Source organism: Marinobacter salicampi (genome assembly GCF_011074795.1).
Classification (GTDB): Bacteria; Pseudomonadota; Gammaproteobacteria; order Pseudomonadales; family Oleiphilaceae; genus Marinobacter; species Marinobacter salicampi.
Window position 1 is genome coordinate 65,516 of the sequence record NZ_JAAMPF010000019.1, and the last position, 21,718, is coordinate 87,233.

Consider the following 21,718-nt stretch of genomic DNA (forward strand, 5'->3'; position numbering starts at 1 on the left):
TCAGGCACTATGCTCAGGTATCGTTAACGGGCTTGCGGAGGCAGATATGGACCAGACCGAGAGTGAACAATTCAGGGCCCAGCTTCTGGCGCTCAAGCAGGACATTCTGGACACCAGTTCCATCAGGGACGAAATCTCAGCTACTGTGAGCCTGGACCAGTCCTGTACCGGTCGACTGTCCCGCATGGATGCCCTGCAGACCCAGGCCATCGCCGTGGCCGGTAAAACCCGGGCGGATAAACAGCTGCGGCTCATCGAAGCGGCCATTGTTCGTATAGATCATGATGACTTCGGGTTTTGCATGGAGTGTGGGGAACCTATTAACCCGCGGCGTTTGGAGATCGACCCTACCTCCCTTTACTGCATCACCTGTGCGCAGTAGTCAGGCCGGACTCGCCGCCGGTGTCAGTATTCCCGCGCCAGCGCCCAATCGCAGAATTTCTCCAACGGCATCGGCCTGGCAAACAGGTAGCCCTGCAGCCGGTGGCAGGCCAGCTGGCTGAGAAGCTCCCGGGTGTTATTGTCTTCCACACCTTCGGCAACGGTTTCGAGGTTTAGCGCACGTGCCAATGTCAGGGTATTCTGGACGATGCCCAGGTCATTCTGGCTGGAACACATCTGGCTTATGAAGCAGCCATCGATCTTCAGCTCGTGGATGGGCAGGCGGCTCAGGTAGGCCAGGGAGGAGTAGCCTGTGCCGAAATCGTCCAGGGCAACCTTGCAGCCGCTGCTGGCGATCTGCTGCAGTGACCCGGTTACGGCTTCCATGTTGTGCATCATGGCGGTCTCCGTCACTTCGAAAATCACCCGATTTGTTGGAATGGCGCTTTCCCTGAGTCCCGCCAGTGCAAAGGCCACGAAGTGGCTGCTGGTGAGATTCTGAACCGACAGGTTGATGCTGCAGGTAATGGGCAGCTGCCTTTCCTGCAGAATCCGCATGGTTTTCCAGGCCTGGGTCACGATGTAGCGCGACAAAAGATCCATTAAGCCGGCATTTTCCGCAATTTCGATCACTTCTCCGGTGGGTACGGTGCCAAAACGTGGACTGTGCCAGCGCAACAGTATCTCAGCGCCCACCAGCTCCTGGCCGGTCGTGTTCATCTGCGGTTGCAGGTAAAGCTCCAGCTCCCCGGCCAGAATGGCTGGCGGCAGGGCCGTCACCAGATCCAGGCGGCGCCGTGCGAAGTCGGAGATCCCGTTGTTATAGACCTGCACGGGAATCTTGCTAGATTCGCTGCGATCCCGTGCCGCCGAGGCATGCTGGTAGAGGATTTCGCTGCTCTGGCCGTGCTCCGGGGCAATAGCGACGCCGCAGTGCAGATTCATGAACACCGGCAGCCTGACGGCCTGAACCGCGATTTCATGGTTCCCCACTGCCTGTTCGATGGAGGGCTGCAAGTCTCCCTCCAATTGCCTGAGATCCATCAGGAAGGCCACCGAACCGAATTCAGGAATGGCAAGGTAGGCGGCCTGCCTGTTTTCAAGGCAGACCACCCCGTCAATACGGGCCAGGGTGCGGTTGATCTTGGCAACCAGCTCACAGAACATTTCTTCTGCCAGCCTGTGGCCCATACTGGATGCGATCTCCTTGACCTGAGGGTAGTGGACCAGTGTCAGCGCAATCTGCCTGTTTCGGCTCAACATTGCCTGTAATTGCTGGTTGAGCAGGAAGACATTGGGCATCCCGGTGATTGAATCGTGCATGGCCTTGTCAAGGGACTGCATTTCCAGAGCCCGGACCTGGCGCTCGGCCATCTGTTGTTTCCGCAGTGCCGCCAGCTTGCGTGACCGCTCGTCCTTGATGCGATGGGCCAGGGCGAAGGAAAGCAGCAGCACCTCAGCGACCGAGCCAACCTGCATGGCATGGGTGGTGACGAGATTAACCGGCAGAAAATCGAAGACACTCAGCAGGTACAGGGAAGCCCCCAGGGCAAAGGTCGCCCAGGCCAGCACGAAAAAACGGGCAATGACCACGCCCGCCCTCAGACTTGCCAATCCCACGGCGATGAGCAGGAAAATCACCAGGGTACCAAGCAGACCGGCGAGCTGGGCGCCGTTTATGGGGTCCACCCAGGTGTAGGCGATCAGCACCCCGGTCAGCCCGGCCGCGATTTTCATGCTGCGGTCCCAACGGGGCGAAATGTCCTGCCACTTGAGGAAGCTGCGTGCGAACAGCAAGGCAAAAAGAGACGCAAAGGCGGTGCTGACGGGCAGGGCGTACCGGGGCAGCAGCGGCTGCCCGGTCCAGATCCAGGCACCTCCTACCCCGGAGATGCAGAGCACCAGCAGGCTGATCGAGCCTATGTACAGCACGTAATAGCCGTAGGCCAGATCCCGGATGGACAGGAACAGGAACAGGTTGTAGATCACCAGGGCACACATCACCCCGAAAAAGGCGCCCCAATAGAGGCTCTGCTTAGAAAACTGGATCAGCAGGTGGTCCTCTCGCCAGAGCTCGACCGGCACCTGCAGAGAGGTCGCCGATTTTGCCTTCAGGTACACATCCACCTGGCCGTTCAGGTCACGGGGTAATGGCAGCGCCACCTGGTAGCTGTGAGCCTGTTCCCGTCGATCATCGACCTCCTGGCGACTGGTGTGGTAGATCGCCGGCGTTTGCCCGTCACGCAGCAGGTAGAGGTCCACCTCTTCCAGCAGGGGGTAGGGAATCACCACATACCACTGACGGGTCATGGGTTCGGGGATGTTCAGGGAGGTCCTGAGCCACACCGGCTGGCCGGTGAACCCCAGATTCAGAACGCTGTCGTCATGCTTTTCCTGCCACTGTTGCCGTTGCAGTGCCTGTTCAAGGGAGCGGTCAGCGGCCAGAAAGTACTCGAGATGACTGTTTAGAACGTACTGCCCGGTGTTGCCCTGAACCGTCAGTTCTTGAGCGCTGACGGTAAAGGCCCACAAGAGGCATACCACCAGTAAGCCTGCCGCCCGGTTCTTGCGTTTCATCATGGTGGATCCGTGTTCAACCTATTCGTTCAGGGGACTGATCAGGCGACCGGTAAAGCCAAGAAACTCGGCCTCCTGGCAAAAATCGGCAAAGGTGCCTTCCACCACATCTGGCTGGCGCAGCAGGACCAGGGCCTCGACCAGGCATCCCGGGATATCCCGATTGTTCCAGGCCGGCAGGCGTGGCCACATCATGAACTCCTCGTGGGAAAGCACCACCTTTTCCACCGCAATTTCCCTTGCCTGCAGGCGTTCCCGGGCTGCCATGCTTATGCAGGGGTGGGTGTCATCCGCGATCAGGGCCCCTGGGCTTATATATTGCTGGAGGTCGAGAACGGCATCGCCATGGGTAGTCAAACCAATGAAGAGCAGTTCCTCCGCTAGGTGGGACAGTTTGGAGGTCTGCAGAACCGTGCCCTTGCCGGTGTCCAGTTCAGTGTCCTCTTCATAGCGCGGATCAAACCCGATCACCTTGTCAAACAGACCTGTAAGATCGCGACACACGGCATTGCCGATGCGCCCGGCGCCTCCGAGGACCACAATGCTGGTCTGCTGGCTGTACTGGGGGCGCTCACGCATTTGCCTCGCCACGTCCCAGATCATGTATCGGGTGCCCAGGCTCCCCTCCACCAGCGGGTCAGTAATCTCGATGCCTGCTTTCATAACAAAGTTTGGCAGCCGCCCGACCAGCGCGATCCGCTTTGCATCAGGATAGTCCCGCCGTAACTGGTCTATGTAATGCCGGACCTTTTCGGAATCTTCCTCCAGCTCATCTTCCATGTATTGCGATGCCACCAACAGCCCGCGCATATCCGCGTTGCGAATGAATCCAAGCACCAGATTGGACGGCATGCGCTCTGCCATCCATGGCGTGAAATAAGACCCGGCCTGTTGCCTGTTGCCGTAAACCGCAAACACGAAATGCGGCCTGGCGAGGGCATGAATAGGGGAGCGCAGAAAGGTATTGGCCGACAGAATCGCAAAACGCCGGCTGTTCCGCCAGAGCGCGCGTTTACCGCTGGCAACCAGGCGCTGCCAGGACGGGGCAATGTCATAGAGCTCATTCAGTTCGTCGTCGGAAAAGCGTTTGCGGTAAAACTGCAAACCAATGTGGGACTTCCCGGTATAGGCCACTGTGGCCTCTACCGACAAATCGGCATTGTCGGGAAAATCTACGTCAATGACCTCGCCCGGGCGGAGGTACAAGTGCTCCGGCCTTTTCAGGCGTAGCCCGCTAGACGAGATATCCAATGTTCTGGCTTGAATGGCGTGATTGGCATACTTCAGAACGACCGGGACCCTGATCCCGGACCGCAAATGCCGTCGATACTCCCCATGCAGGGTTCTCATGGCTGGCCCTCGACGTCTTTTAAAGGTGAGGATCACCTTTAAATCCAAGTCTGGACCAAACTGCTGAAAGCCGCCATGTTTCCTTGACCCTGGCACAGCTGAAAAGGCTTTTCTGCCCGCCGGTTATCGCCCATGAACGGCCCATAATGCCGGCGCTAGGTGATGGTCCTAATGGGAGCCTCATGGTTGCAGGCGCGGCTCGAAGCCACATACTGTGCGCCAGTCTGGAAAAACACTCGTACTCTGATTTGTCCGTCAGCTTGCTGAATTAATAATGATTAACCTGTATTGATCACTGCCGGGTCGGCAGACTTGTCCGGCGAAACCTGTTCAGCCAGCTCTGTTTGGCCAGACCGTTCCACCCCATCCGTAAGCAAAAAGGTGCCTCAGTGTCCACCAGCGTCCAAATGAGTGATATTCACCTGGCCTACCCAACCGAGTCAGGTACCGTGTCAGTACTCAACAATGCCTCGCTCAAGGTCCCGCCGGGAGAGACACTGGCCATTACAGGCCCCTCTGGCAGCGGCAAAACCTCGCTGCTTCTGCTGCTCTCCGGCCTCGAACGGCCGGTCAGGGGCGAGATCTTGGTTGGCAGCCAGCGACTTGGCGAAATGGATTCCAATACCCTGGCCGACTGGCGTAGCCAGCATCTTGGCATCATCTTTCAGTCGTTCCATCTGCTGCCTGGCCTGACCGCGTTGGGTAACGTCAGCCTGCCGCTGGAAATTGCCGGGCAGGGCAACGCCCGCGAACAGGCCCTCGCCATGCTCGACGCTGTAGGCCTGAGCCATCGGCTGCAGCATTACCCGGGTCAGCTCTCCGGTGGCGAGCAACAGCGAGTGGCCATTGCTAGGGCCCTGGTGCACCAGCCGAGCCTTGTGCTGGGGGATGAACCCACCGGCAACCTGGACCAGGAAACCGGTGAAAAAGTGCTTTCGCTGCTGTTCGATCTCCACAGGCAGAGCAAGTCCACCCTGGTACTGGTGACGCATGACGAGCGAGTCGCCGAGCGCTGCCAGCACCGTGTCAGGATGGAAGGCGGGCGCCTGTATGAAATCTGAAACCGCCGCCAGACCGCTGTGGATGCTGAAATTTGCAGTCACCGACCTGCGCTCCCGCCTCTCGGCCCTCAAGGTCTTTCTTGCCTGCCTCATTCTTGGGGTCACCCTGGTGGCTGCCACCGCCAGCCTCTACCGGGTCATTGAGCAGAGCCTGCTGGCCGACACCCGGGCCCTTTTGGGGGGCGACGTCCAACTGGACGCCAACGAGCCTTTGCCAGACGAGGTGCTACAGTGGATAGGTCGCACCGGCCGCGTCTCACTGGTGCGGGAATTCGACACCATGGTCAGCGGCAGTGACGGAGGCGGGTTTTTCAGGGCTGAGATACTGATTCCGGATGCCGCCTACCCACTCTACGGCGAGTTGCAACTGACCCCGGACCAGCCACGTACCGAACTCACCGCGCAGAAGGACGGTCTCTGGGGCGCCATCGTTGACCCCATGCTGGCGGAACGCCTGGACCAGTCCATCGGTGATCGGATCGAGATCGGCGCGGCGACTTTCCGTATCAGCGGGCTGATCGAAGCCCAGCCGGACCGCAACCTCAGGGCCAACTGGCGCGGCCTGCCGATCATGATTTCCGAGCAGGCGCTGGAGGCAACCAACCTGATAAGGCCGGGCAGCCGCGTCGACTACGAATACCGGCTCCAGACCGACCAGGATCTCAACGTCTGGCTGGAAGAGTTCGAACAGGCCTTCCCGGACACTAACTGGGACACCACCACCTTTGCGGAGCGCAGCGAGCGGCTGTCTGAGCGGCTTGACCAGATTGCCACGGCACTGATCCTCATCGCCTTCACCACCCTGTTCATTGGCGGCCTGGGCGTGGCCAGCAGCATCCATGCCTATCTGGACGAGAAGCTGGGCACCATCGCCACCCTCCAGACCCTGGGCCTGCGGCGCCGCCCTCTCGTGGCCATTTACCTGTTACAGATCGGCATCCTGGGCAGCCTGGCCGGCCTCATTGGCGGCGCCATCGGGCTGGGGCTTTCCGCCCTGGCCATCATTCTGGCCGGCGATGCCTTTGCGGCGTCCGGAGCGGGCGGAGCTGACAGAAGTGGGGCAGCCCTGTGGTTCGTGCCGTTGCTCCTGAGCTGGCTGTTTGCGGTATTGACGGCCTATGTCTTTGCCTTGCCGGCGCTGGCAAGAGCCCTTGCGGCCTCACCGGCCGGGCTGTTCCGAGGCCAGGTTCAGGCCGCCCGCCACGAGCCCCGCAGCTGGCGGATAGCCAGCTACCTGCTACTTGCGGTCTACATCAGCGCCGTGCTTTTCTGGTTGCCGTCGCCGCCCCTTGGCTTTGCGTTCCTGCTGGCCGTGGTCCTGCTCTGGGGTTTGCTGGAAGGTCTGATCAAGGCTCTGCGCCGTGGCGCCAAGGCCCTGGAGCAAGGCGGCTTCGCTGACCGAAACTTTGCCCGCAGGCTGGCGCTCGCCAATCTCCACAGGCCGGATTCGCCGCTACGGGCAACCCTGCTTTCCCTGGGCACAGCGCTAACTCTGGTGGTGGCCTGTACCCTGATCGTCGCCACCCTTCTGCGTGCGCTGGAAACCACCATCCCCGCGGAATCACCCGCCCTGATTCTATACGAGGTATTCCCGGACCAGATGGCTACCCTTGAATCCGGCCTGGAATCCCTCGACCCCGCCAGCAGGGCAGAGCTTCTGCCCCTGGTTCGGGCACGGCTGGCTGGAATCAACGGGACACCGATCGCAGACGCGCTCGCGGACGACTCCAGGGCCAGACGTGAGGCCATGGGCGATGAGTACAAGCTCACCTACCTGTCAGGTAACCCGGAAGGCCTGGAGCTGGTGGCAGGGGAGTGGTGGCAGGCACCCGCACCGGAAGGCGAGCCCGCCTTCATGGCCATGGAGGACCGCGAGGCTAACCAGTTGGGCCTGAGTGTCGGTGACCAGGTTGAGTTTACCGCCCAGGACCAGCCCGTAACCGCCGAGATCCGCGCCATCTACCGCCAGAAAGGCTTGCAGACCCGGTTCTGGTTCGAAGGCATTCTTCAGGACGGCGCTCTGGACGACCTGATCAGCCTGTACGTGGGCGCGGTCTACCAGAGCGATGAGGCGGCAAAGGCGTCCCAGCAGTGGCTGGCCCGAAACATCCCCAACGTGATCCCCCTGCGCACCGCAGACTGGCTGGAGACCGCCGGTGACCTGCTCAACAAGGCCGCCGCCGGCCTGGCAGCGGTTGCCAGTGTCAGCCTTCTGGCAAGCCTGCTGGTGTTGTCGAGTGTGGTGAGCGTCAGCCGCAGGCGGCAGCTCTACGAGGCCAACCTGCTGCACTGCCTGGGCGCCCGGCACCAGGCCATCCGCCTGTCCATGCTGCTGGAAACCGGCTTGCTGACCTTGCTCGCTACCGTATTCGCCACTGCACTCGGGGCGCTGATCGCCCTGCCAGTGGCAAATCTGGCGCTGAAACTGCCGGCCGGAGACCTGTGGTGGCTGGGCATGCTGGTGGCGGGCGCGGTCAGTGCCCTGGCCCTGCTGGGTGGACTACTGCCAACACTGAGGGCCATGCGGCTTAATCCGGCGCTACTTTTGCGGGATGGATGAGGTCCTTCTTTGCTGGCTGTAACACGCTGATGTACGGAGCGCCGTTCATGAGACGACTCTTTTTGTCGGCGGTGGCGGACTCCCAGGCCGGGAACGATTACTACGGCTGGTTACGTGGTGCGCGGTGCAAACATGATGATCGCCATACCCACCAGCGCTACGGCCGAGCCAACCAGATCCCAGGCGGTTGGCCGGATGCCATCGACGGCCCAAAGCCATACGATCGCTGAAAAGATATAGACGCCCCCATAAGCCGCGTAGACCCTCCCGGCAGCGGTAGGGTGAAGCGACAGCAACCAGGCAAAGGCGGCAAGACTCAGCGCACCCGGCACCAGAAGCCAGATGGATTTGCCCTCGCGAAGCCAGAGGTAAGGCAGGTAACAACCTACGATCTCTGCCAATGCAGTGACCAGGAAAAGACCGACGGTTTTCAGCTCAGGCAATGACTTGGCCTCTTGGCAGTGAAAGGTAACGCTTGCGGCAGCGCCAACCACGAAAATCAGACCTGACCAGATCGTCTAGCGCATGGCCTTCGGTTAGGCATCCGGTTTCTCAAGCCCTAGCCGTCGATGCCAATCCGCAAGAGACTCTTTCGGGTACTCCTCAAATTTCTGGTCCTTTGGACCGACGTGAGGTTCAACCCAATTGGGCTTGGAACCCAACATCATATGCACGTGCTCTGGAGGTGCCGGCAGTTCAGTATCTATCGCCGAGGCAAATGGGAGTACGAGATCTGGCCATCGCGGATCCCATAGCCACAGAGCGCTTCCACACTTTTTGCAGAAATGTCTCTGTCCGGGGCTCTCTTCCTTTTTTCCGGTCTCGGGATCTTCGATTCTTGCCCGGAAAACACTGATATGGTCTTTCCCATCAATCTTTAGCGTCCCGTAGTCGCCCCCCAGATTGATCGCATACCCACCACCGCCGGCAGTCTTCCGGCAGATCGAGCAGTAACAGCGATTGAATGGATAAGGATGAGGAGACTTAACCGAGAAACCCACGCTACCGCAGTGACATGAACCTTTGAGCAACATTGTTATTCTCCGTGTTGAGTGTATGCCTGGCCTGCCAGTGACTCAGAGTCTTGCAATCGTGGTGCAGGTAGCTGAAAGACCCTGCGTCTACGCCCTCTGCATGACGCCTTCTACGCGCGGCGCGTCTGACTCAGGAGGCTACCACGCTGAACACGGCGCTGGCTCTCGCTATGCGCGTGGAACCCACGTGGAAATAGCAGTTGGCGAAAGCTGCACTCCGCCCCACCTTCTGTACGTCTGTGTGAACTTCAAGCCAGTCTCCCTTTTCTGCCTTGCCCACATAATCAATCGTCTGGCTGGTTGTAACCATCGGCGTCGGCGGTTCGGTTGAGAATGCCGCGCTGTAGCCCATGGCAATATCGGCAAGTGTGCCCAGAACACCCCCGTGGACCAAGCCCCGAGCGTTGCAATGCTTCTCTTCTGCAAAAAGCCCAATAACCAGACCGGAGGAATCGACTTTCTGATAGATGGGACCGAGCAATTCAGTGAGCGGGCTTGTCCGAGACAATGGTCCGAATCCTTCGGGAACAGGGCTCATGCTTGCTTCCTTTTTGTCCTAACGCTTGGCTTTGCGGCATACCGGAACGCAGGTGCTGCCGATAACGGTCTCTGGTTAGGGGTAGGTAAACGATCGTTGGCGGGTTACTCTCCGGGCGTTAACGTGTAAAGTCGTCGACTTCATCGTATACCGTCACTGAAATACGCTCGCCGATCTCCCGCATGCCGAGCATCTCCGACGGGTTCTCTGCCACCCAGAAGGCCTTCCAGCTTTCTACCGAATCCCACTTCGCTACTGTCAGAACTTCAGTTCTATCTTCTGCACTACGGAGCATGAAGCTTCCCAATGCCCCTGGCACAGTCTCGTGTATCTTGTTCGTAGTACGAGTCCAGACCTCTTTGAAGTTCGCAAAGCTCTCTTCCTTTACTTTCCAACAGTAGACGACTCGAATCACTTTGCCTCCTTTTCACGTAACGACCTGGCTGACGCGCCGGTTTGGGGTAGCAGCACGGCGGAAAATCGGTCGGTGTACAGGCGATGTTTCTCGCTCAGCTTCGGTATCACTACTGATTTAACGCCGCGCAGCGAGTCCGGTGATCGGCGGGACAAGTGCTGCGTTTTGTTAGCGCTGTAGCTACACATTTACCTGAAAGCCAAGATCAACGTCACACGCTGCCTGACCTCCTCTGATACCCCAGTTTTCCGCTGTAACTTCTCTGAGCATGATCTTTACATGGTCCTTAGGAATACCAAATTGAACCAGGTTATCTACTATACTCGTGTACAGCAGCCTCTTAGCTTCCAAAGATCTTCCTGCGAAGCAGTCGATGCTGATGTGGGTATAGAATTCTGGCTTTTGCCTATCTGGGGGGCACTCAAACCTATTCGGTTCATGTACTAGCAAGCGGACGTTCCTATCCCCCGGAAGAATTTGGAATGCATCCCGCAATGCGGCATGCACTGTTTCCATGATTGCAGATTCAACTTCAGCAGAATATTGCTGCCTGGTTTCTATGAGTACACTCGGCACGGAACCCTCCTTAGCCGCTAACGCCAAGGGTAATAGGCGCGAACGGAGCGAAGCGTAGTTGGCGTCCCGTTGACCTCCTTGTTAACCCCTGAGTTCGAGGTCTTCCCGAATAACCTCTGGATAGCGAAACGCAATCTCGATAAGCGCCTTTGCTGGCCCCGAAGGTTTACGTCGCCCCTGCTCCCACTCCTGCATGCGAGGGGAGGGTTCACGCCGAAAAGCCCTTTTTCTCGTATAGCGCGTGAAACTGGGACAGACTTATTTGTTGGAACGCAATGGTAACTTTGACGCAGCGAAGCGGAGACAAAGGCATCCGATTGACGCGCCTGGTTAGCTGTTCCCAAGCATGTATGCACGAAGCTGCTGCTCCTCTCGCATAACATAGAGGACGAGAACCCGCTGCTCATCCTCACGATAAAAAATGCGACACGGTGGGACCACTACCTCCCTGTATACCGAATTAGGGAGCTCCGGAGGAATCCGTCCGGATTGGGGGAAATCTTCCAAACGCTCGGTCTTATCGAAAACTTCCTGGACCAGATGACGTGCGGCAGCAGGATTATCCAGACCAATGTACTCAGCGATGGCATCCAGTTCTTGAAGGGCGGGCTCTGTCCAGGTTACTTCAGCCATTTACTCATTTTCTCCCTGGCCTCATTTTGGCTGTACGTTCTTCCCTCAAGTACAGCACGCTCTCCCCGGGAGAGTCCTTCAAGCAGCTCAAGTCGGCGCTGCATAAACTCGTAATCCTGCACATCGACAAGGTAAGCCGATGGCCGACCATGCTCCGTGATCAGTATCGGCTCTTTAGATAAGTGCAGATCTGCCAGAATCTTTGTGGCCTGGCGCTTGAGGTTCGTAACAAGCTCAACTTTCATGGGCTCACCCTAAATCAGACTAATAGTGACACTATAGTATCACTGCTCGGGAGAGGCAATCTCAGCTGACGTTGCCAACACGCGCGGCTAGGGAATGAGGGCGAAGCGGTAATGCTGTAGCCGTCCCCTAAAAACTGGGACAGACTTATTTTGAAGCAACAACTTGGCATTGTTCAGGTAAAAAATAGATCTGCCCCGGTTTTCAGCTTACACGCCCTGGCAGCTATGTCGTTGCTCCAAAATTCCGACCTGATGAAGTAGCTGAAATCGAAAACATCATCTATTTGTTTAATGCTGCAAAACCCGATGAATTCATCAGATCAGCCTCGGCGATGGCGAACCGGGTCGGGTTAGCGAGCGCACTCTCAAATCACGAACCCGCCTCATCTTCTGTCAGAGTACGACGAGGACCAAGAAATCTCATTACCTCAGGATCTCGAAGCATTGCCATGACAGCCGCTTTATCTTGCCGATAAAGATCCCTCAGTTTCACCAAAATCATAAGGCTGCCTTCACCATGTAAAGGCAGCAATAAACGGCTCCTGACAAGGGCGTCCGGTGAGCCGCAGGCCGGAATTTGTGCCTTGTTAGAAACTTACAAAGCAACGTCATGGTGATGGACGGTTTCCTCGTAGTGCGACATAAGTGCCTTTACTTGCTCCGGGACTACTGCCTGCTCAAAGTTTGGACCGGCAAAGTTTTTTACCGCTTCAAGCGATTCAAACCAGAATATAGTTGTGAATTCGGCATCAGAAAACTGGGACAGATTTATTTGTTGGATGTATCCGTCCACTCCCTGGGTAACTTTTGGGAGAACAGTATTCTCGAAAAGCTCTTCGTAGAACGAGGCATTTTCATGAGTGGTCCATCCTTTCCAAATTCGAGCAATCACCTCGATCTCTCCCTGATTTCTAACGCAGAAGGCAGCGGCGCGCGTTAGCGCGTCCGCTGGCCTGACTTCTTAGCAGAGATGTCCTTGAGGCCGCCGGAGACATACTTGTGTAGGACACTGGAAACCAGGGACTGGTAAGGAAGTCCCTCTTCCAGTGCCCGACGTTGAAGTGCCTCCAGGTCGCGACTGGAGATGCTTATATTTATCCGCTTGTCTTTCTTGAACGTTTCTTCCGCTGCCTTCGTCAGGTACTCCCGACGATCGGCATCCAGATCTGACTCGAACTCTCCGGATTCGTAAGCCTCCAACAGCTCTTGCTCTTCAGGATCTAATTTGGTCTTGGCCATACTACCCCCCTAGAAATGTCTTGGTGGCCTTGCGACTGGGGATGACCGTTTTGAGAAAGATCTCTCCATCATTCTCGACGTACGGCACCAGCCAGGCATATTCGTCAATCCGAACCACAAGTAGGCGTTGATTCGGACACTTGTCCCTGTTGGGGTGAGGTCCATCATCAAGTAAACCACCAGACTGAAGAGCAAACAGGACATCTTCGAAGGAAACTCCGCGCTCGCTCATCAACTGCTGGTTCTTTTCAGCATTCCAGTTAATTTGCTTCATGAGGCGAGTCTAGCAGAGTGTGTGCCTATTGGCATCTTGCTAGCGCCAGCCAGCATGCGCGGCCAGGGAATGGAGGCGAAGCCGCAATCGCCATGTAGTGGGCGTCGCCGTGACTGGCCTTGTATGGATAATTTCTGCCGTGCTTGGGTAAATTGAGGCCCACCCCCAGTCGCCGCTGGGGGCCTTCATGCAGCAGCTCGATGTTGGCAGGCTCCTCATTTGAGAGACCGGTAAGAAGTGCGTAGCGCTGCACGACTATCAAGCGATAACTCTTACAGTCATCGGGGCCTCGAGCCCGTATAGCAAGGCAGAGTCAGCTTATTATGAACCCCACAGAAATCCAAACCTCAGTTAATATCGGTGTCGATGTCGGTAAAGCCAACCTAGATATCGCTCTCCATCCTTCCGGACAGTTTTATTACAAACCCGCACATTTCAGCTGGCATTAAACCATCAAATCACAACATCTTCTTGAGCTGCCCATACTCGCCGGCGGTTCGAAGCACCAGGGTGATGTCACTGTCGTTCCGGTTGCGGAAGAACCAGCCATGGTTGCCGGTAAACGCGGCGACAAGTTCGCCTTCGTCCTCAGGCACGCCACGGCCTTTTTCATAGGAGATCGACTGGCCGCTGCCGTCGCCGTGGGTATCAAAATTGATGGGGCCTCCTTCAGATTCCCAGGAAAAACGGGCGACCGCGCCTTCTTCCATGGTGAGCTTGTACTCGGTGCCTTCTCCTGGCGTGAGCACGATGCGCACTTCATCGTTCCACTGCGATTCCGCCGGTGCCGGTTCTTTTGCCGGTTGTTCCTCAACGGTTGCGACCTCAGGTTCCGGGGCTGCTTCCGCGACAGGCTCAGTAGCAGCGGGTTCTGCTGCTTCAGGTGCCTGCTGCTTAACCGGGGAGGGCGCAGCTACCACCTGGGCTGCCTCGTCTGCGGCGGCTTCTTCGGCAAGCTGTTCCTTGATCTCGCCCATTTCTGTGAGCCCCAGTATTCGGCCCACGCCAGTCGGGTCGAGGGCATATTCAGCGGGCATGACCACGGTAACCAGCAGAACCAGGGCCACGATGGCTGCAAGGACGGTGGATCGGATCAGCTTCGCGGTGCTGGGCAATTCTGCATGGCTTGGACTATCGGTGTTGTACATAGTGAATCTCCAGAATCAGGCGACGAAGTAACCGGTTAGCTGGTAACCGAAGAGCAGGAAGCCTGCACTCATCATGGTGACGTTAGCGGTGTAGGCGTGGCGATAGAAGCTGCCTGTTTTACGCCAGAAACTGATGGCAATCAGGATCATGGCCAGGGCGATCAGCTGTCCGATTTCCACTCCGACGTTGAAGGCGAGAAGGTTGGGTATCAGCCCATCCGGCGAAATGTCGTATTCGATGATTTTGGTGGACAGGCCAAAGCCGTGGAACAACCCGAATATGAGCGTCGCGGCCTTGGTATTGGGCTGGAATCCGAACCAGCGCTGGTAGGCGCCGACGTTGTCGAGGGCCTTGTATACGATAGAGAGCCCGATAATCGCATCAATGAGGTAGCTGTTGATGCCGACGTTGAAGTACACACCCAGCAGCATCGTGGTGGAATGCCCCAGCGCAAACAGGGTCACATAGATCGCGATGTGCTTCATTTTATAGAGGAAGAAGATTACCCCCAGCAGGAACAGCAGGTGGTCATAACCGGTGACCATGTGCTTGGCGCCGAGGTAGATGAACGCAATAAGGTTTGCGCCGGTAATTTCCTGGATGTATCCCTTGTCACCCTGGGCGACCGCGTGGGCCAGAAGATCTGTACTCAGGCCCATCAGGCAGAGTGTCAGGAGTAGCCAGAAGAGACGACGGCTACCGTCCGCCAAGGGCGAACTTCGGCAACCGTCAAGCAAGCTTGACAACATAAAGGCTCCAAAATTGAATTTGTTTTCATGGACCGCGTCAGCGGCCGGAATCAGCTAGGGAGGCGTGCTTTGGGGGGGCGTTCAAGGCGGAAACTTAAACCCCGGGGAGAGTCACCGGCAAAGGGAACGGGTTGCCGGAGCGCAGTGTAGCTCTGGGTAATAAGCGGAACCGCCAGCTGGTCGAGGGTCTCGTGGGTATGATTGCCGGCGTCGTGATGAAGGGCAGCGTCTGGCTCTTCATCAAAATCATGGCTATGCCCGTGCCCATGGTGACCATCGTAATGGTCGTTGAGTTCCGGCCAGGAATCGCTTCCCAGCCCGGCCACGCCATGAGATAAAGCCTCCCCAGCCACCGATAGGGACACGGTTGCCAGTGCGAACAGCATGATGAGCGCGGGCAGCAGTCTCTTTTGATGAAGGGCAAAAATCATCAGTCTCAGTGCGCCGATCCGGTGGTTTTAAACAGGGGATAACTTCTACAGCGGCAACGATAACATCCCGCCGGGGTGGCAGGCATTAAACCCAGTAAATGATCAGGTTTACCAAACGCACTCGTGTATGGTCAAAAACCCATGGAAACGCTGTGGTGCGCCAGGTCTGACGCCTTCTCATATAGAGCTGCGTAAACAGTGCTTTCTCTGGTAAAGGTGAGTAAAACCAGGCTGCCTGGATTTCCTTCGGCTTGATCCAACTCGAGCAAAGTATCGATTCTTCAGACTGTTCAATTAACGAAGCCAGTAATGCTAGATGATCCCCGTGCTTCGAATTCAAATGGCGTTGCTTGACCGCAGGGGAGTCCATGTGGCCGATAATAAGCGTCGGTCCGACAGGGGCGTCCGGTGGAGGCCGCAGGCCGGAACGAACTTAATTGATGTGTTAAGTGGCTGGACATTCACCACCCCAAGTATCAGTTGGCACACTGGCTAGTTCGCTGGAAGCCGGGAATGCTTTCTTGAATGTGAAACTCTCTGCGGTTGGGCCATGCTCTCGCAAAATGCTCAGCTTTTGCGCCGCCTCTTCGATTGACGGAATGTGATCGGCAGGCACCCACCAAAGCACCGTATATGCCTCTCCCATTTTCTGAAACCACTCTTTCTTGCGGCGCATTATCTCAACGTGGGCAGACCGGTAAACGTAATTATGTAAAGCCTCGACCGAATCCCAGAGGGAAAGATTCACGATTTTATCGGAGCCGAAATAGTCAATGCCGGTAGCATCACCATCTTCGGTTTGTAGCCGCCAGACAAAACCGGGGGAGTTATCTGCCAGCGCATTGATTCGATCGAGATTCGCGACAAAATCCGAAAGCTGCGGCGAATCTATCGGTGCCAATAGCGTGGCAATGTTGAGTTGCGCAATATGATACTTGCTCACAGTTTCCTCCGTGAAAACACTTAACGCCCGGTCCCCTTAGCGCGGATTCAATCGACGGGCGCCCCGGGAATGTTTTTCAGAAGCTCGGCATTTGTGGGGTACTTCTCAAGCAGCTCAACCAGTTTTTTTGTACCCTCTAGCGGTTTGAGACCGCTAAGCGCCCGGCGCAACGCTCTTATTTTGTCTAAATCTTTTGGATCTAACAGCAGCTCTTCACGGCGTGTACTGCTTTTCGAAATATCCAGCGCGGGGAAGATTCGCTGATTCGCAACGTCTCTTGATAAAACCAGCTCCATGTTCCCCGTGCCCTTAAATTCCTCAAATATAACCTGGTCCATACGGCTGCCGGTATCAACCAAAACGGTTGCCAAAATGGTAAGCGAGCCGCCATTCTCAAGGTTTCGTGCAGCGCCAAACAGCCTCCGCGGGATCTCCATCGCTCGAGCATCAATCCCGCCAGTCATAGTACGACCGCTGCTCTTTCGCTCCGCATTATGCACACGCGAAAGCCTCGTGAGAGAATCAATCACAATCATGACGTTGTGACCCTCGCCAGCTTGTTGGCGGGCGATATCAAGAAGCTCATCGGCAACGCGAACGTGATGAGCATAGCTTTCATCCGAAGAAGAAGCGTGTACCTCAGCCGGGACGCTGCGCTTAAAATCAGTGACCTCTTCGGGCCGCTCATCTACCAATAACGCGTAAAGTTTAATCTCGGGATACGCCTTCCCCACCGCTTGGCAAATATCTTTTAAAATCGTCGATTTTCCAGACCCCGGCGGTGCAACTATCAAACCTCGCTGCCCCATTCCGATCGGCGTGATCAAATCCATCGCACGCACCGTGAGTTTTTCTGAACCTGACTCCAAGCGAATCCCCGGCGTTGGATTGATAACCACACCGTTTAAAAAACGTTTTTGTGAATCAGCCTCACCCTCAACCATAGCTTCGGCTTCCTCAGCCACTGGTTTAGCGTCTTTATTGCGTTTCCGGGTTAAACCTAATGTCTTTCTCGTCATGGTTGTTGGATAGCTCTTGTTTGATAGATATTTTTCGAAATGAATGCGAAAAACCCGGACAGAACTATTTTCGGCTGCTTTGCAGGCCATAAATAAATTTGTCCCGGCTTCTCGATGCGACAAGCCCTAACGCCAAGCACAGGGGCGCCACGCCAGTGGCGTCCGGCGGCCGCGTACTGATGCGGCTTGTTAAATAAGATAAAATCAGATTCTCCACAAAAGGAGAGTAGTTATTATAAAACCGAACATTAATATAAATTTATGAAAATATCTCAAAACAGTCTTGGGTTTTGAGCCATCATTGGGCACTTTAGAGCTCCCCCCACTCCAGACAAAAATAAACTCTTCACCAAATTTTTTCCTTATTTCGGCTAGACATTTTTGTCTTTCTTTGATCGATTCAGAGAAACCTTTTATGAGCCAGATTCCAATAACCATCACGATAAAGGCCAAGAGATTTAAGAAAGCAATCTCTATAGTAGATATGTCTCCAATCAATTTTTTTGATGAGACTATAGAGGCATAAATTACAGCCCCATAGTTCGTGATAGCCCATTGCTGGGCTTTAAATTCAGCAATTCTCGAACCGGTGAAATCATAAAGCATGATTAATTCTTGATTTTTCTCGCTCATAACTCCTCTTTAGTTGAAACAAAGTAGATTTAACGTTCGAACCCACGGGCAAGTTTGTAGCCGCGGAACGGCGGAGAAATGGTCCCGTGCAGTGGCTGGTTATGTGTCTGTTTCACCGAGGCCTGAGTCAATGCCGATCAAAGCATCAATACCTTCCTCCCTGATGGTGGCCTGTACTTCTTCCAAGGCTGCGCGGTCTGTATCGAATTCGTCGTCCCATACCGTGGAAGTTCCAAACTCATCCACCACTTCTAAAAGCCAGCCACCTTTGTCGCCACGGTAAATTTCCACTTCGACGGTTTTGCCGTCAGCGGTCAGTTTCTGGCAGAGGGGGCTCATCTTGAGTTCAAAATCATCTTCCATTACCGACCTCCAAGCTGGAATTTCTGTACACATAACGCCGCCATAAACGGCTGCCGAAGCAACGCGTAGACAGCCCGGTGGAGGCCGCGCTTTTTGCGGCCGTAACGAATTTGATGGCTTGGTTAGGGCATGTCATGCAGCGCCCCACGGAACTTCTTGAATACGAACAGAATTAAGATCGTGCTAATAAGACAGATCACCCCCAGAGTTACTGAGATGTGGAAAAGCATAAGCACGATAGAGATACAGAAAACCAGCATTGTGAGTTGCGTCAAGAGTTGGACCCATCTCACTGACAATGCCTCGTCCACTTCTACCGCAGACCGTTGCTCTTCAAGAAACATCACATGCACAAGTGTGAAGACGGTGAAAATCGGGAAACAAATACCAAAGCCCATGGCTGAGAAGAATAATGGAATAGAAGAGTCAATCGGCTGGCCTGTGCCCAGAATGGTCAGAAAAAAAGCGAGACAAACTCCTGCGAAGCCACCGTAGAGCCACTTGAGCTGTTCCGTCTTATATGTGCCCACGGATAAACTCCTTTCCCCTGACGCCCGCCATCACCGGTGACAAAACCGCAGCGCAGCGGAGGGTTTGGCATCCGGTGCATGGCCTGGTTAGCTATCGATCTTCATGCAAGCGACCTTCGACATACTTGTGGAGGATGCTGGCAACAAGTGTTTGGTATGGAATACCCTCGGCCAGAGCTTTCTTCTGAAGACCACGAAGATCCTTGGAAGAAAGCCTGATATTGATACGGGCATCCTTCTTAAACATCGCCTCAGCATACTGTTGATGCCGTGCTTTCCTATCCTCACTATCTGGCGACCGCTGCAGCTCTCCCGCATCAAATGCATCCAGAATTTCCTGCTCTTCTTTATCCCGCCTACTCATTTTGGACCTCCCAAATAGGTTTTGGTTGCTTTCCTGCTCGGGATGATCGTTTTCAGAAAAACTTCATCCTCTGACTCCACAAAGGGCACCAAATACGCATACCCCTCTATCTCAATCACATGAATTTGTTGCCCTGGATATCGCTCCTGACTCGGATGCTCGAACGTATCCAGTATGCCTCCAACCGAGATATGCAAAACCACATCCTCGAAAGAGACGCTCCTTTCTGCTTGGAGAAGCTTATTCTTCTCTGGGTTCCATGTGATCGGTTTCATGGGTTAAAGAATAGCACATTGTGTGCTTTTTGTACTCAATAGCTAACGCCCGCCATCACCGGTGACAAAACCAGAGCGGAGGTTTTGGCATCCGGTGCATGGCCTGGTTACACCTCACTTTGGTCAGTGAAGCTGACTAAAAACTTCCGGGTGTTGCTCAGCAATGCGCAGAAGCGCAAGCGCAGGACCCTGCGGTTCGCGCCGACCCTGTTCCCAATCCTGAAGGGTTCGCACACTCACGCCCATAAGGCCGGCAAATGCTGACTGCGACATGTGCAATTTCAGCCTGATCTCTTTGGGCGGTGAAGGTTCTGAAAGCTCATGCGTTCGTAGAGCCAATTTACCCTTCTTGAACTGCTTGATTTCATTGATACCGTCAAGAATCTCTGCCCCAAGGTTCCTGTCACCCATTTTTGATTGCCTCCGCTATCTGCTTGAGCGTATGGCCAGGAATGCTGGCGCGCTCTGATTTACTGTACAGCGTGAGCATCCATATCTCGTGGTCAGACTTCTTCCAGTAATAAATTGCTCTGATGCCACCGCTCTTTCCAGAACCCGCTGGTGCCCATCGAACCTTACGAACGCCACCTGAGCCTTTGATTAGATCCCCGGCATCCGGCTTCTGCAAAAGGTAGGTTTGAAGCCCACGATATTCCTCATCCGTGAGGTAGTTCGGCAATAGCTTGGTGAACGTTGAGGTTTCGATGAATAGCATTGCCAAAATATACGGCGCTGCCGTACCAGCGTCAAGGCCAGATCAGTGACGCGTATTGTTATGCACTGTTAAATATCCCGCCGTTGCCCAATACACAGCAGTGCCGTTGGTTCCATGTTTGAGGGTAATCTCAATGCTTCCTTGACCCTTGCATCATCAAAGCCGGCCACCAGAACACAACCAACCCCAAGAGCCGTACTCTGGAGATGAACATTCTGTGCTAAAGCTCCAGTTTCCATATATACATAGCTAGCACCGCGCTCTCCCTGGGGTGGCTGAGATTCAAAGTGCCTAACCGCATCCCCGAGTTTCGCTGAAACCCCGATGACGATAGCCGCCTCTTTCAACCACGGTTGATCGCCAATTCCTAGCTCGTGCATTGCCTCTTTCGGAACACGGTCACCAACTTGCTTCAACGAATGGCTACCAGCCTTATACTCATAGTTACCGGGCTCAAGCGCCGATACACGCTGTACCACAATTTGTAGATGCAGTGGGTATAAGCCACCCGCCGATGGAGTTGCTCTTTTTTGGCCTGGCCCTGTTACTCCTTGGGCCGCCCAAAGCAATTGGGACAAAACACCTATAGGTAGCGGCGCCTTCGTGTACTGCCTCACGCTGCGCCGACTCTCAATACAGCCAACCAATGACTCAGAGCCTTGCAATTCCGGTGCAGGTAGCTCGAAGACCATGCATTTACTCCCTATGCATAACGTAGAGCTTTGCGGCAATTTTGTAGCCGCGAAGCGGTGGAGAAATTGTCCGGCAAAAGCGACTGGTTAGGTAACAACTCGTAATATTGCATTCGTGAGCTCCGGCACAATCACAGACTCTGCGACGGAAAGATAAATCAGCAAGCTCAGAAGCTTAACGAAACTGCCAGCCACACCTCGTGCCTTTTGAGTAAAGTAAAGCAAAAGCGCGGGCAGGCCAACGATACTTGAAGCGAGAAATATAATGGCGAATTTCAGGTTTACGAATGCAGAGCTCCCCGCAAAAAGTATGCAACCGCCCATAACCCAATAGACAAAATAATCTTTCTGTTCGAGCGGAAAAGGAATCTTCATGGTTGCTGTCTTCTGCTTGTTACCTAACGTAGAGCTTTGCCACAATTTTGTAGCCGCGAAGCGGTGGAGAAATTTTCCGGCAAAAGCGACTTGTTAGGAGCTTTTGATAGATGCATTTAAAAGCTCCACTAGCTTGATCCTGTCCTCGGGTAAAAGCATTTTTACCGGAATCCTTGAGGAGCTGAAACGACCAAAACCCTTAAGGATTAAGCCCTGATTTATATCGTTTTCTATAGATTTAACTTCAGTGAATTGCACTGTTTTGTCTTTGTTGAAAGGAGATTTTATTGTGATATTAGAATCGGTCAAAATAAGAATCGGATTGACCTTTATTTTCCTACCGCTATTTATTAAACATAAGCCAGGAACTAGAGAAAATAACACCACAGACACTATGGCTGTCGTGCTTGTCCCCAACTTAATTAATCCATAGAAAGGGAAGACAATAACTAAGAAAAGCCCAAAGACCACCAGCGTCTTTGAAGAACTAGGTGCTGCCCAGAACTCTTGCTTAATTGGCACTGCAGATACTCCTAACGCCAGCCATCACCGGTGACAGAACCGCAGCGAAGCGGAGGTTATGGCATCCGGTGCATG

The 21,718-nt window shown here is 54.9% G+C and carries 29 protein-coding genes; 3 read left to right on the forward strand and 26 right to left on the reverse strand.

Going from position 1 to position 21,718, the window contains the following annotated elements; genetic code table 11:
• The first annotated feature begins 46 nt into the window (after positions 1 to 46).
• Positions 47 to 382, forward strand: coding sequence for a TraR/DksA family transcriptional regulator (locus G7W63_RS12700; protein ID WP_166258544.1), 336 nt, complete (start codon positions 47 to 49; stop codon positions 380 to 382).
• 23 nt (positions 383 to 405) lie between these two features.
• On the opposite strand, the gene G7W63_RS12705 is transcribed toward G7W63_RS12700, so the two are convergent.
• On the reverse strand, positions 406 to 2,961 hold the full coding sequence (locus tag G7W63_RS12705; protein WP_166258547.1) for an EAL domain-containing protein: 2,556 nt from the start codon (positions 2,959 to 2,961) through the stop codon (positions 406 to 408).
• An 18-nt stretch (positions 2,962 to 2,979) separates the two neighbouring features.
• Positions 2,980 to 4,308, reverse strand: a complete 1,329-nt coding sequence (locus tag G7W63_RS12710) for a PilZ domain-containing protein (protein ID WP_166258550.1) — start codon at positions 4,306 to 4,308, stop codon at positions 2,980 to 2,982.
• A 407-nt stretch (positions 4,309 to 4,715) separates the two neighbouring features.
• Here G7W63_RS12710 and G7W63_RS12715 point away from each other — a divergent pair, with 407 nt between their 5' ends.
• Positions 4,716 to 5,369 carry an ABC transporter ATP-binding protein gene (locus tag G7W63_RS12715; RefSeq protein ID WP_166258658.1) on the forward strand — a complete coding sequence of 218 codons (654 nt, stop codon included), beginning with the start codon at positions 4,716 to 4,718 and terminating at the stop codon, positions 5,367 to 5,369.
• Positions 5,359 to 7,929 carry an ABC transporter permease gene (locus G7W63_RS12720; RefSeq protein ID WP_166258552.1) on the forward strand — a complete coding sequence of 857 codons (2,571 nt, stop codon included), beginning with the start codon at positions 5,359 to 5,361 and terminating at the stop codon, positions 7,927 to 7,929. The genes G7W63_RS12715 and G7W63_RS12720 overlap by 11 nt, the downstream gene beginning before the upstream one ends.
• Before the next feature lie 110 nt (positions 7,930 to 8,039).
• Here G7W63_RS12720 and G7W63_RS12725 read toward each other — a convergent pair whose 3' ends face one another.
• The 24 genes from G7W63_RS12725 to G7W63_RS12840 all read right to left on the reverse strand — a co-directional run bounded on the left by G7W63_RS12725 (position 8,040) and on the right by G7W63_RS12840 (position 21,643).
• Positions 8,040 to 8,372: a YnfA family protein gene (locus G7W63_RS12725; protein ID WP_166258555.1), complete on the reverse strand. Its 333-nt coding sequence runs from the start codon at positions 8,370 to 8,372 to the stop codon at positions 8,040 to 8,042.
• Between the two features lie 93 nt (positions 8,373 to 8,465).
• Positions 8,466 to 8,963, reverse strand: coding sequence for a GFA family protein (locus G7W63_RS12730; RefSeq protein WP_166258558.1), 498 nt, complete (start codon positions 8,961 to 8,963; stop codon positions 8,466 to 8,468).
• Between the two features lie 130 nt (positions 8,964 to 9,093).
• Entirely contained in the window at positions 9,094 to 9,501 is a 408-nt protein-coding gene (locus tag G7W63_RS12735; protein ID WP_166258561.1) for a PaaI family thioesterase, read from the reverse strand.
• A 118-nt stretch (positions 9,502 to 9,619) separates the two neighbouring features.
• On the reverse strand, positions 9,620 to 9,916 hold the full coding sequence (locus G7W63_RS12740; protein ID WP_166258564.1) for an antibiotic biosynthesis monooxygenase family protein: 297 nt from the start codon (positions 9,914 to 9,916) through the stop codon (positions 9,620 to 9,622).
• 180 nt (positions 9,917 to 10,096) lie between these two features.
• Complete coding sequence (locus G7W63_RS12745) at positions 10,097 to 10,492, reverse strand: tautomerase family protein (RefSeq protein WP_166258567.1); 396 nt, start codon at positions 10,490 to 10,492, stop codon at positions 10,097 to 10,099.
• A 330-nt stretch (positions 10,493 to 10,822) separates the two neighbouring features.
• On the reverse strand, positions 10,823 to 11,125 hold the full coding sequence (locus G7W63_RS12750; protein WP_166258570.1) for a type II toxin-antitoxin system RelE/ParE family toxin: 303 nt from the start codon (positions 11,123 to 11,125) through the stop codon (positions 10,823 to 10,825).
• The gene (locus tag G7W63_RS12755) at positions 11,113 to 11,370 is read right to left on the reverse strand and encodes a type II toxin-antitoxin system Phd/YefM family antitoxin (RefSeq protein WP_166258573.1); all 258 of its coding nucleotides are present in this window, start codon (positions 11,368 to 11,370) and stop codon (positions 11,113 to 11,115) included. The genes G7W63_RS12750 and G7W63_RS12755 overlap by 13 nt, the downstream gene beginning before the upstream one ends.
• Before the next feature lie 595 nt (positions 11,371 to 11,965).
• A complete protein-coding gene (locus G7W63_RS12760; RefSeq protein ID WP_166258575.1) occupies positions 11,966 to 12,262 on the reverse strand; it encodes an antibiotic biosynthesis monooxygenase in 297 nt (98 codons plus the stop codon).
• Positions 12,263 to 12,306: 44 nt separating this feature from the next.
• On the reverse strand, positions 12,307 to 12,609 hold the full coding sequence (locus tag G7W63_RS12765) for a CopG family antitoxin (protein WP_166258578.1): 303 nt from the start codon (positions 12,607 to 12,609) through the stop codon (positions 12,307 to 12,309).
• Position 12,610: 1 nt separating this feature from the next.
• Positions 12,611 to 12,883, reverse strand: a complete 273-nt coding sequence (locus G7W63_RS12770) for a BrnT family toxin (protein WP_166258581.1) — start codon at positions 12,881 to 12,883, stop codon at positions 12,611 to 12,613.
• A 458-nt stretch (positions 12,884 to 13,341) separates the two neighbouring features.
• Complete coding sequence (locus tag G7W63_RS12775) at positions 13,342 to 14,031, reverse strand: hypothetical protein (RefSeq protein ID WP_166258584.1); 690 nt, start codon at positions 14,029 to 14,031, stop codon at positions 13,342 to 13,344.
• Between the two features lie 15 nt (positions 14,032 to 14,046).
• Positions 14,047 to 14,781, reverse strand: coding sequence for a HupE/UreJ family protein (locus G7W63_RS12780; RefSeq protein WP_166258587.1), 735 nt, complete (start codon positions 14,779 to 14,781; stop codon positions 14,047 to 14,049).
• A gap of 50 nt (positions 14,782 to 14,831) precedes the next feature.
• The gene (locus G7W63_RS12785) at positions 14,832 to 15,212 is read right to left on the reverse strand and encodes a hypothetical protein (protein WP_166258590.1); all 381 of its coding nucleotides are present in this window, start codon (positions 15,210 to 15,212) and stop codon (positions 14,832 to 14,834) included.
• Positions 15,213 to 15,657: 445 nt separating this feature from the next.
• Positions 15,658 to 16,155, reverse strand: coding sequence for a DUF3291 domain-containing protein (locus tag G7W63_RS12790; RefSeq protein WP_166258594.1), 498 nt, complete (start codon positions 16,153 to 16,155; stop codon positions 15,658 to 15,660).
• A 47-nt stretch (positions 16,156 to 16,202) separates the two neighbouring features.
• Positions 16,203 to 17,264: a transcription termination factor Rho gene (rho, locus tag G7W63_RS12795; RefSeq protein ID WP_242634416.1), complete on the reverse strand. Its 1,062-nt coding sequence runs from the start codon at positions 17,262 to 17,264 to the stop codon at positions 16,203 to 16,205.
• Positions 17,265 to 17,378: 114 nt separating this feature from the next.
• Positions 17,379 to 17,807, reverse strand: coding sequence for a hypothetical protein (locus G7W63_RS12800; protein WP_166258597.1), 429 nt, complete (start codon positions 17,805 to 17,807; stop codon positions 17,379 to 17,381).
• 99 nt (positions 17,808 to 17,906) lie between these two features.
• The gene (locus G7W63_RS12805; RefSeq protein WP_166258600.1) at positions 17,907 to 18,170 is read right to left on the reverse strand and encodes a hypothetical protein; all 264 of its coding nucleotides are present in this window, start codon (positions 18,168 to 18,170) and stop codon (positions 17,907 to 17,909) included.
• Positions 18,171 to 18,292: 122 nt separating this feature from the next.
• On the reverse strand, positions 18,293 to 18,700 hold the full coding sequence (locus G7W63_RS12810; RefSeq protein ID WP_166258603.1) for a hypothetical protein: 408 nt from the start codon (positions 18,698 to 18,700) through the stop codon (positions 18,293 to 18,295).
• Positions 18,701 to 18,791: 91 nt separating this feature from the next.
• Positions 18,792 to 19,064: an antitoxin gene (locus tag G7W63_RS12815; protein ID WP_166258606.1), complete on the reverse strand. Its 273-nt coding sequence runs from the start codon at positions 19,062 to 19,064 to the stop codon at positions 18,792 to 18,794.
• 398 nt (positions 19,065 to 19,462) lie between these two features.
• The gene (locus G7W63_RS12820) at positions 19,463 to 19,750 is read right to left on the reverse strand and encodes a helix-turn-helix domain-containing protein (RefSeq protein WP_166258609.1); all 288 of its coding nucleotides are present in this window, start codon (positions 19,748 to 19,750) and stop codon (positions 19,463 to 19,465) included.
• Complete coding sequence (locus tag G7W63_RS12825; RefSeq protein ID WP_012137896.1) at positions 19,743 to 20,054, reverse strand: type II toxin-antitoxin system RelE/ParE family toxin; 312 nt, start codon at positions 20,052 to 20,054, stop codon at positions 19,743 to 19,745. The genes G7W63_RS12820 and G7W63_RS12825 overlap by 8 nt, the downstream gene beginning before the upstream one ends.
• 68 nt (positions 20,055 to 20,122) lie before the next feature.
• A complete protein-coding gene (locus G7W63_RS12830) occupies positions 20,123 to 20,746 on the reverse strand; it encodes a SagB/ThcOx family dehydrogenase (protein WP_166258612.1) in 624 nt (207 codons plus the stop codon).
• Between the two features lie 87 nt (positions 20,747 to 20,833).
• Complete coding sequence (locus G7W63_RS12835) at positions 20,834 to 21,121, reverse strand: hypothetical protein (RefSeq protein WP_166258615.1); 288 nt, start codon at positions 21,119 to 21,121, stop codon at positions 20,834 to 20,836.
• 93 nt (positions 21,122 to 21,214) lie between these two features.
• Positions 21,215 to 21,643, reverse strand: a complete 429-nt coding sequence (locus G7W63_RS12840; RefSeq protein WP_166258618.1) for a hypothetical protein — start codon at positions 21,641 to 21,643, stop codon at positions 21,215 to 21,217.
• Positions 21,644 to 21,718: the final 75 nt, after the last annotated feature.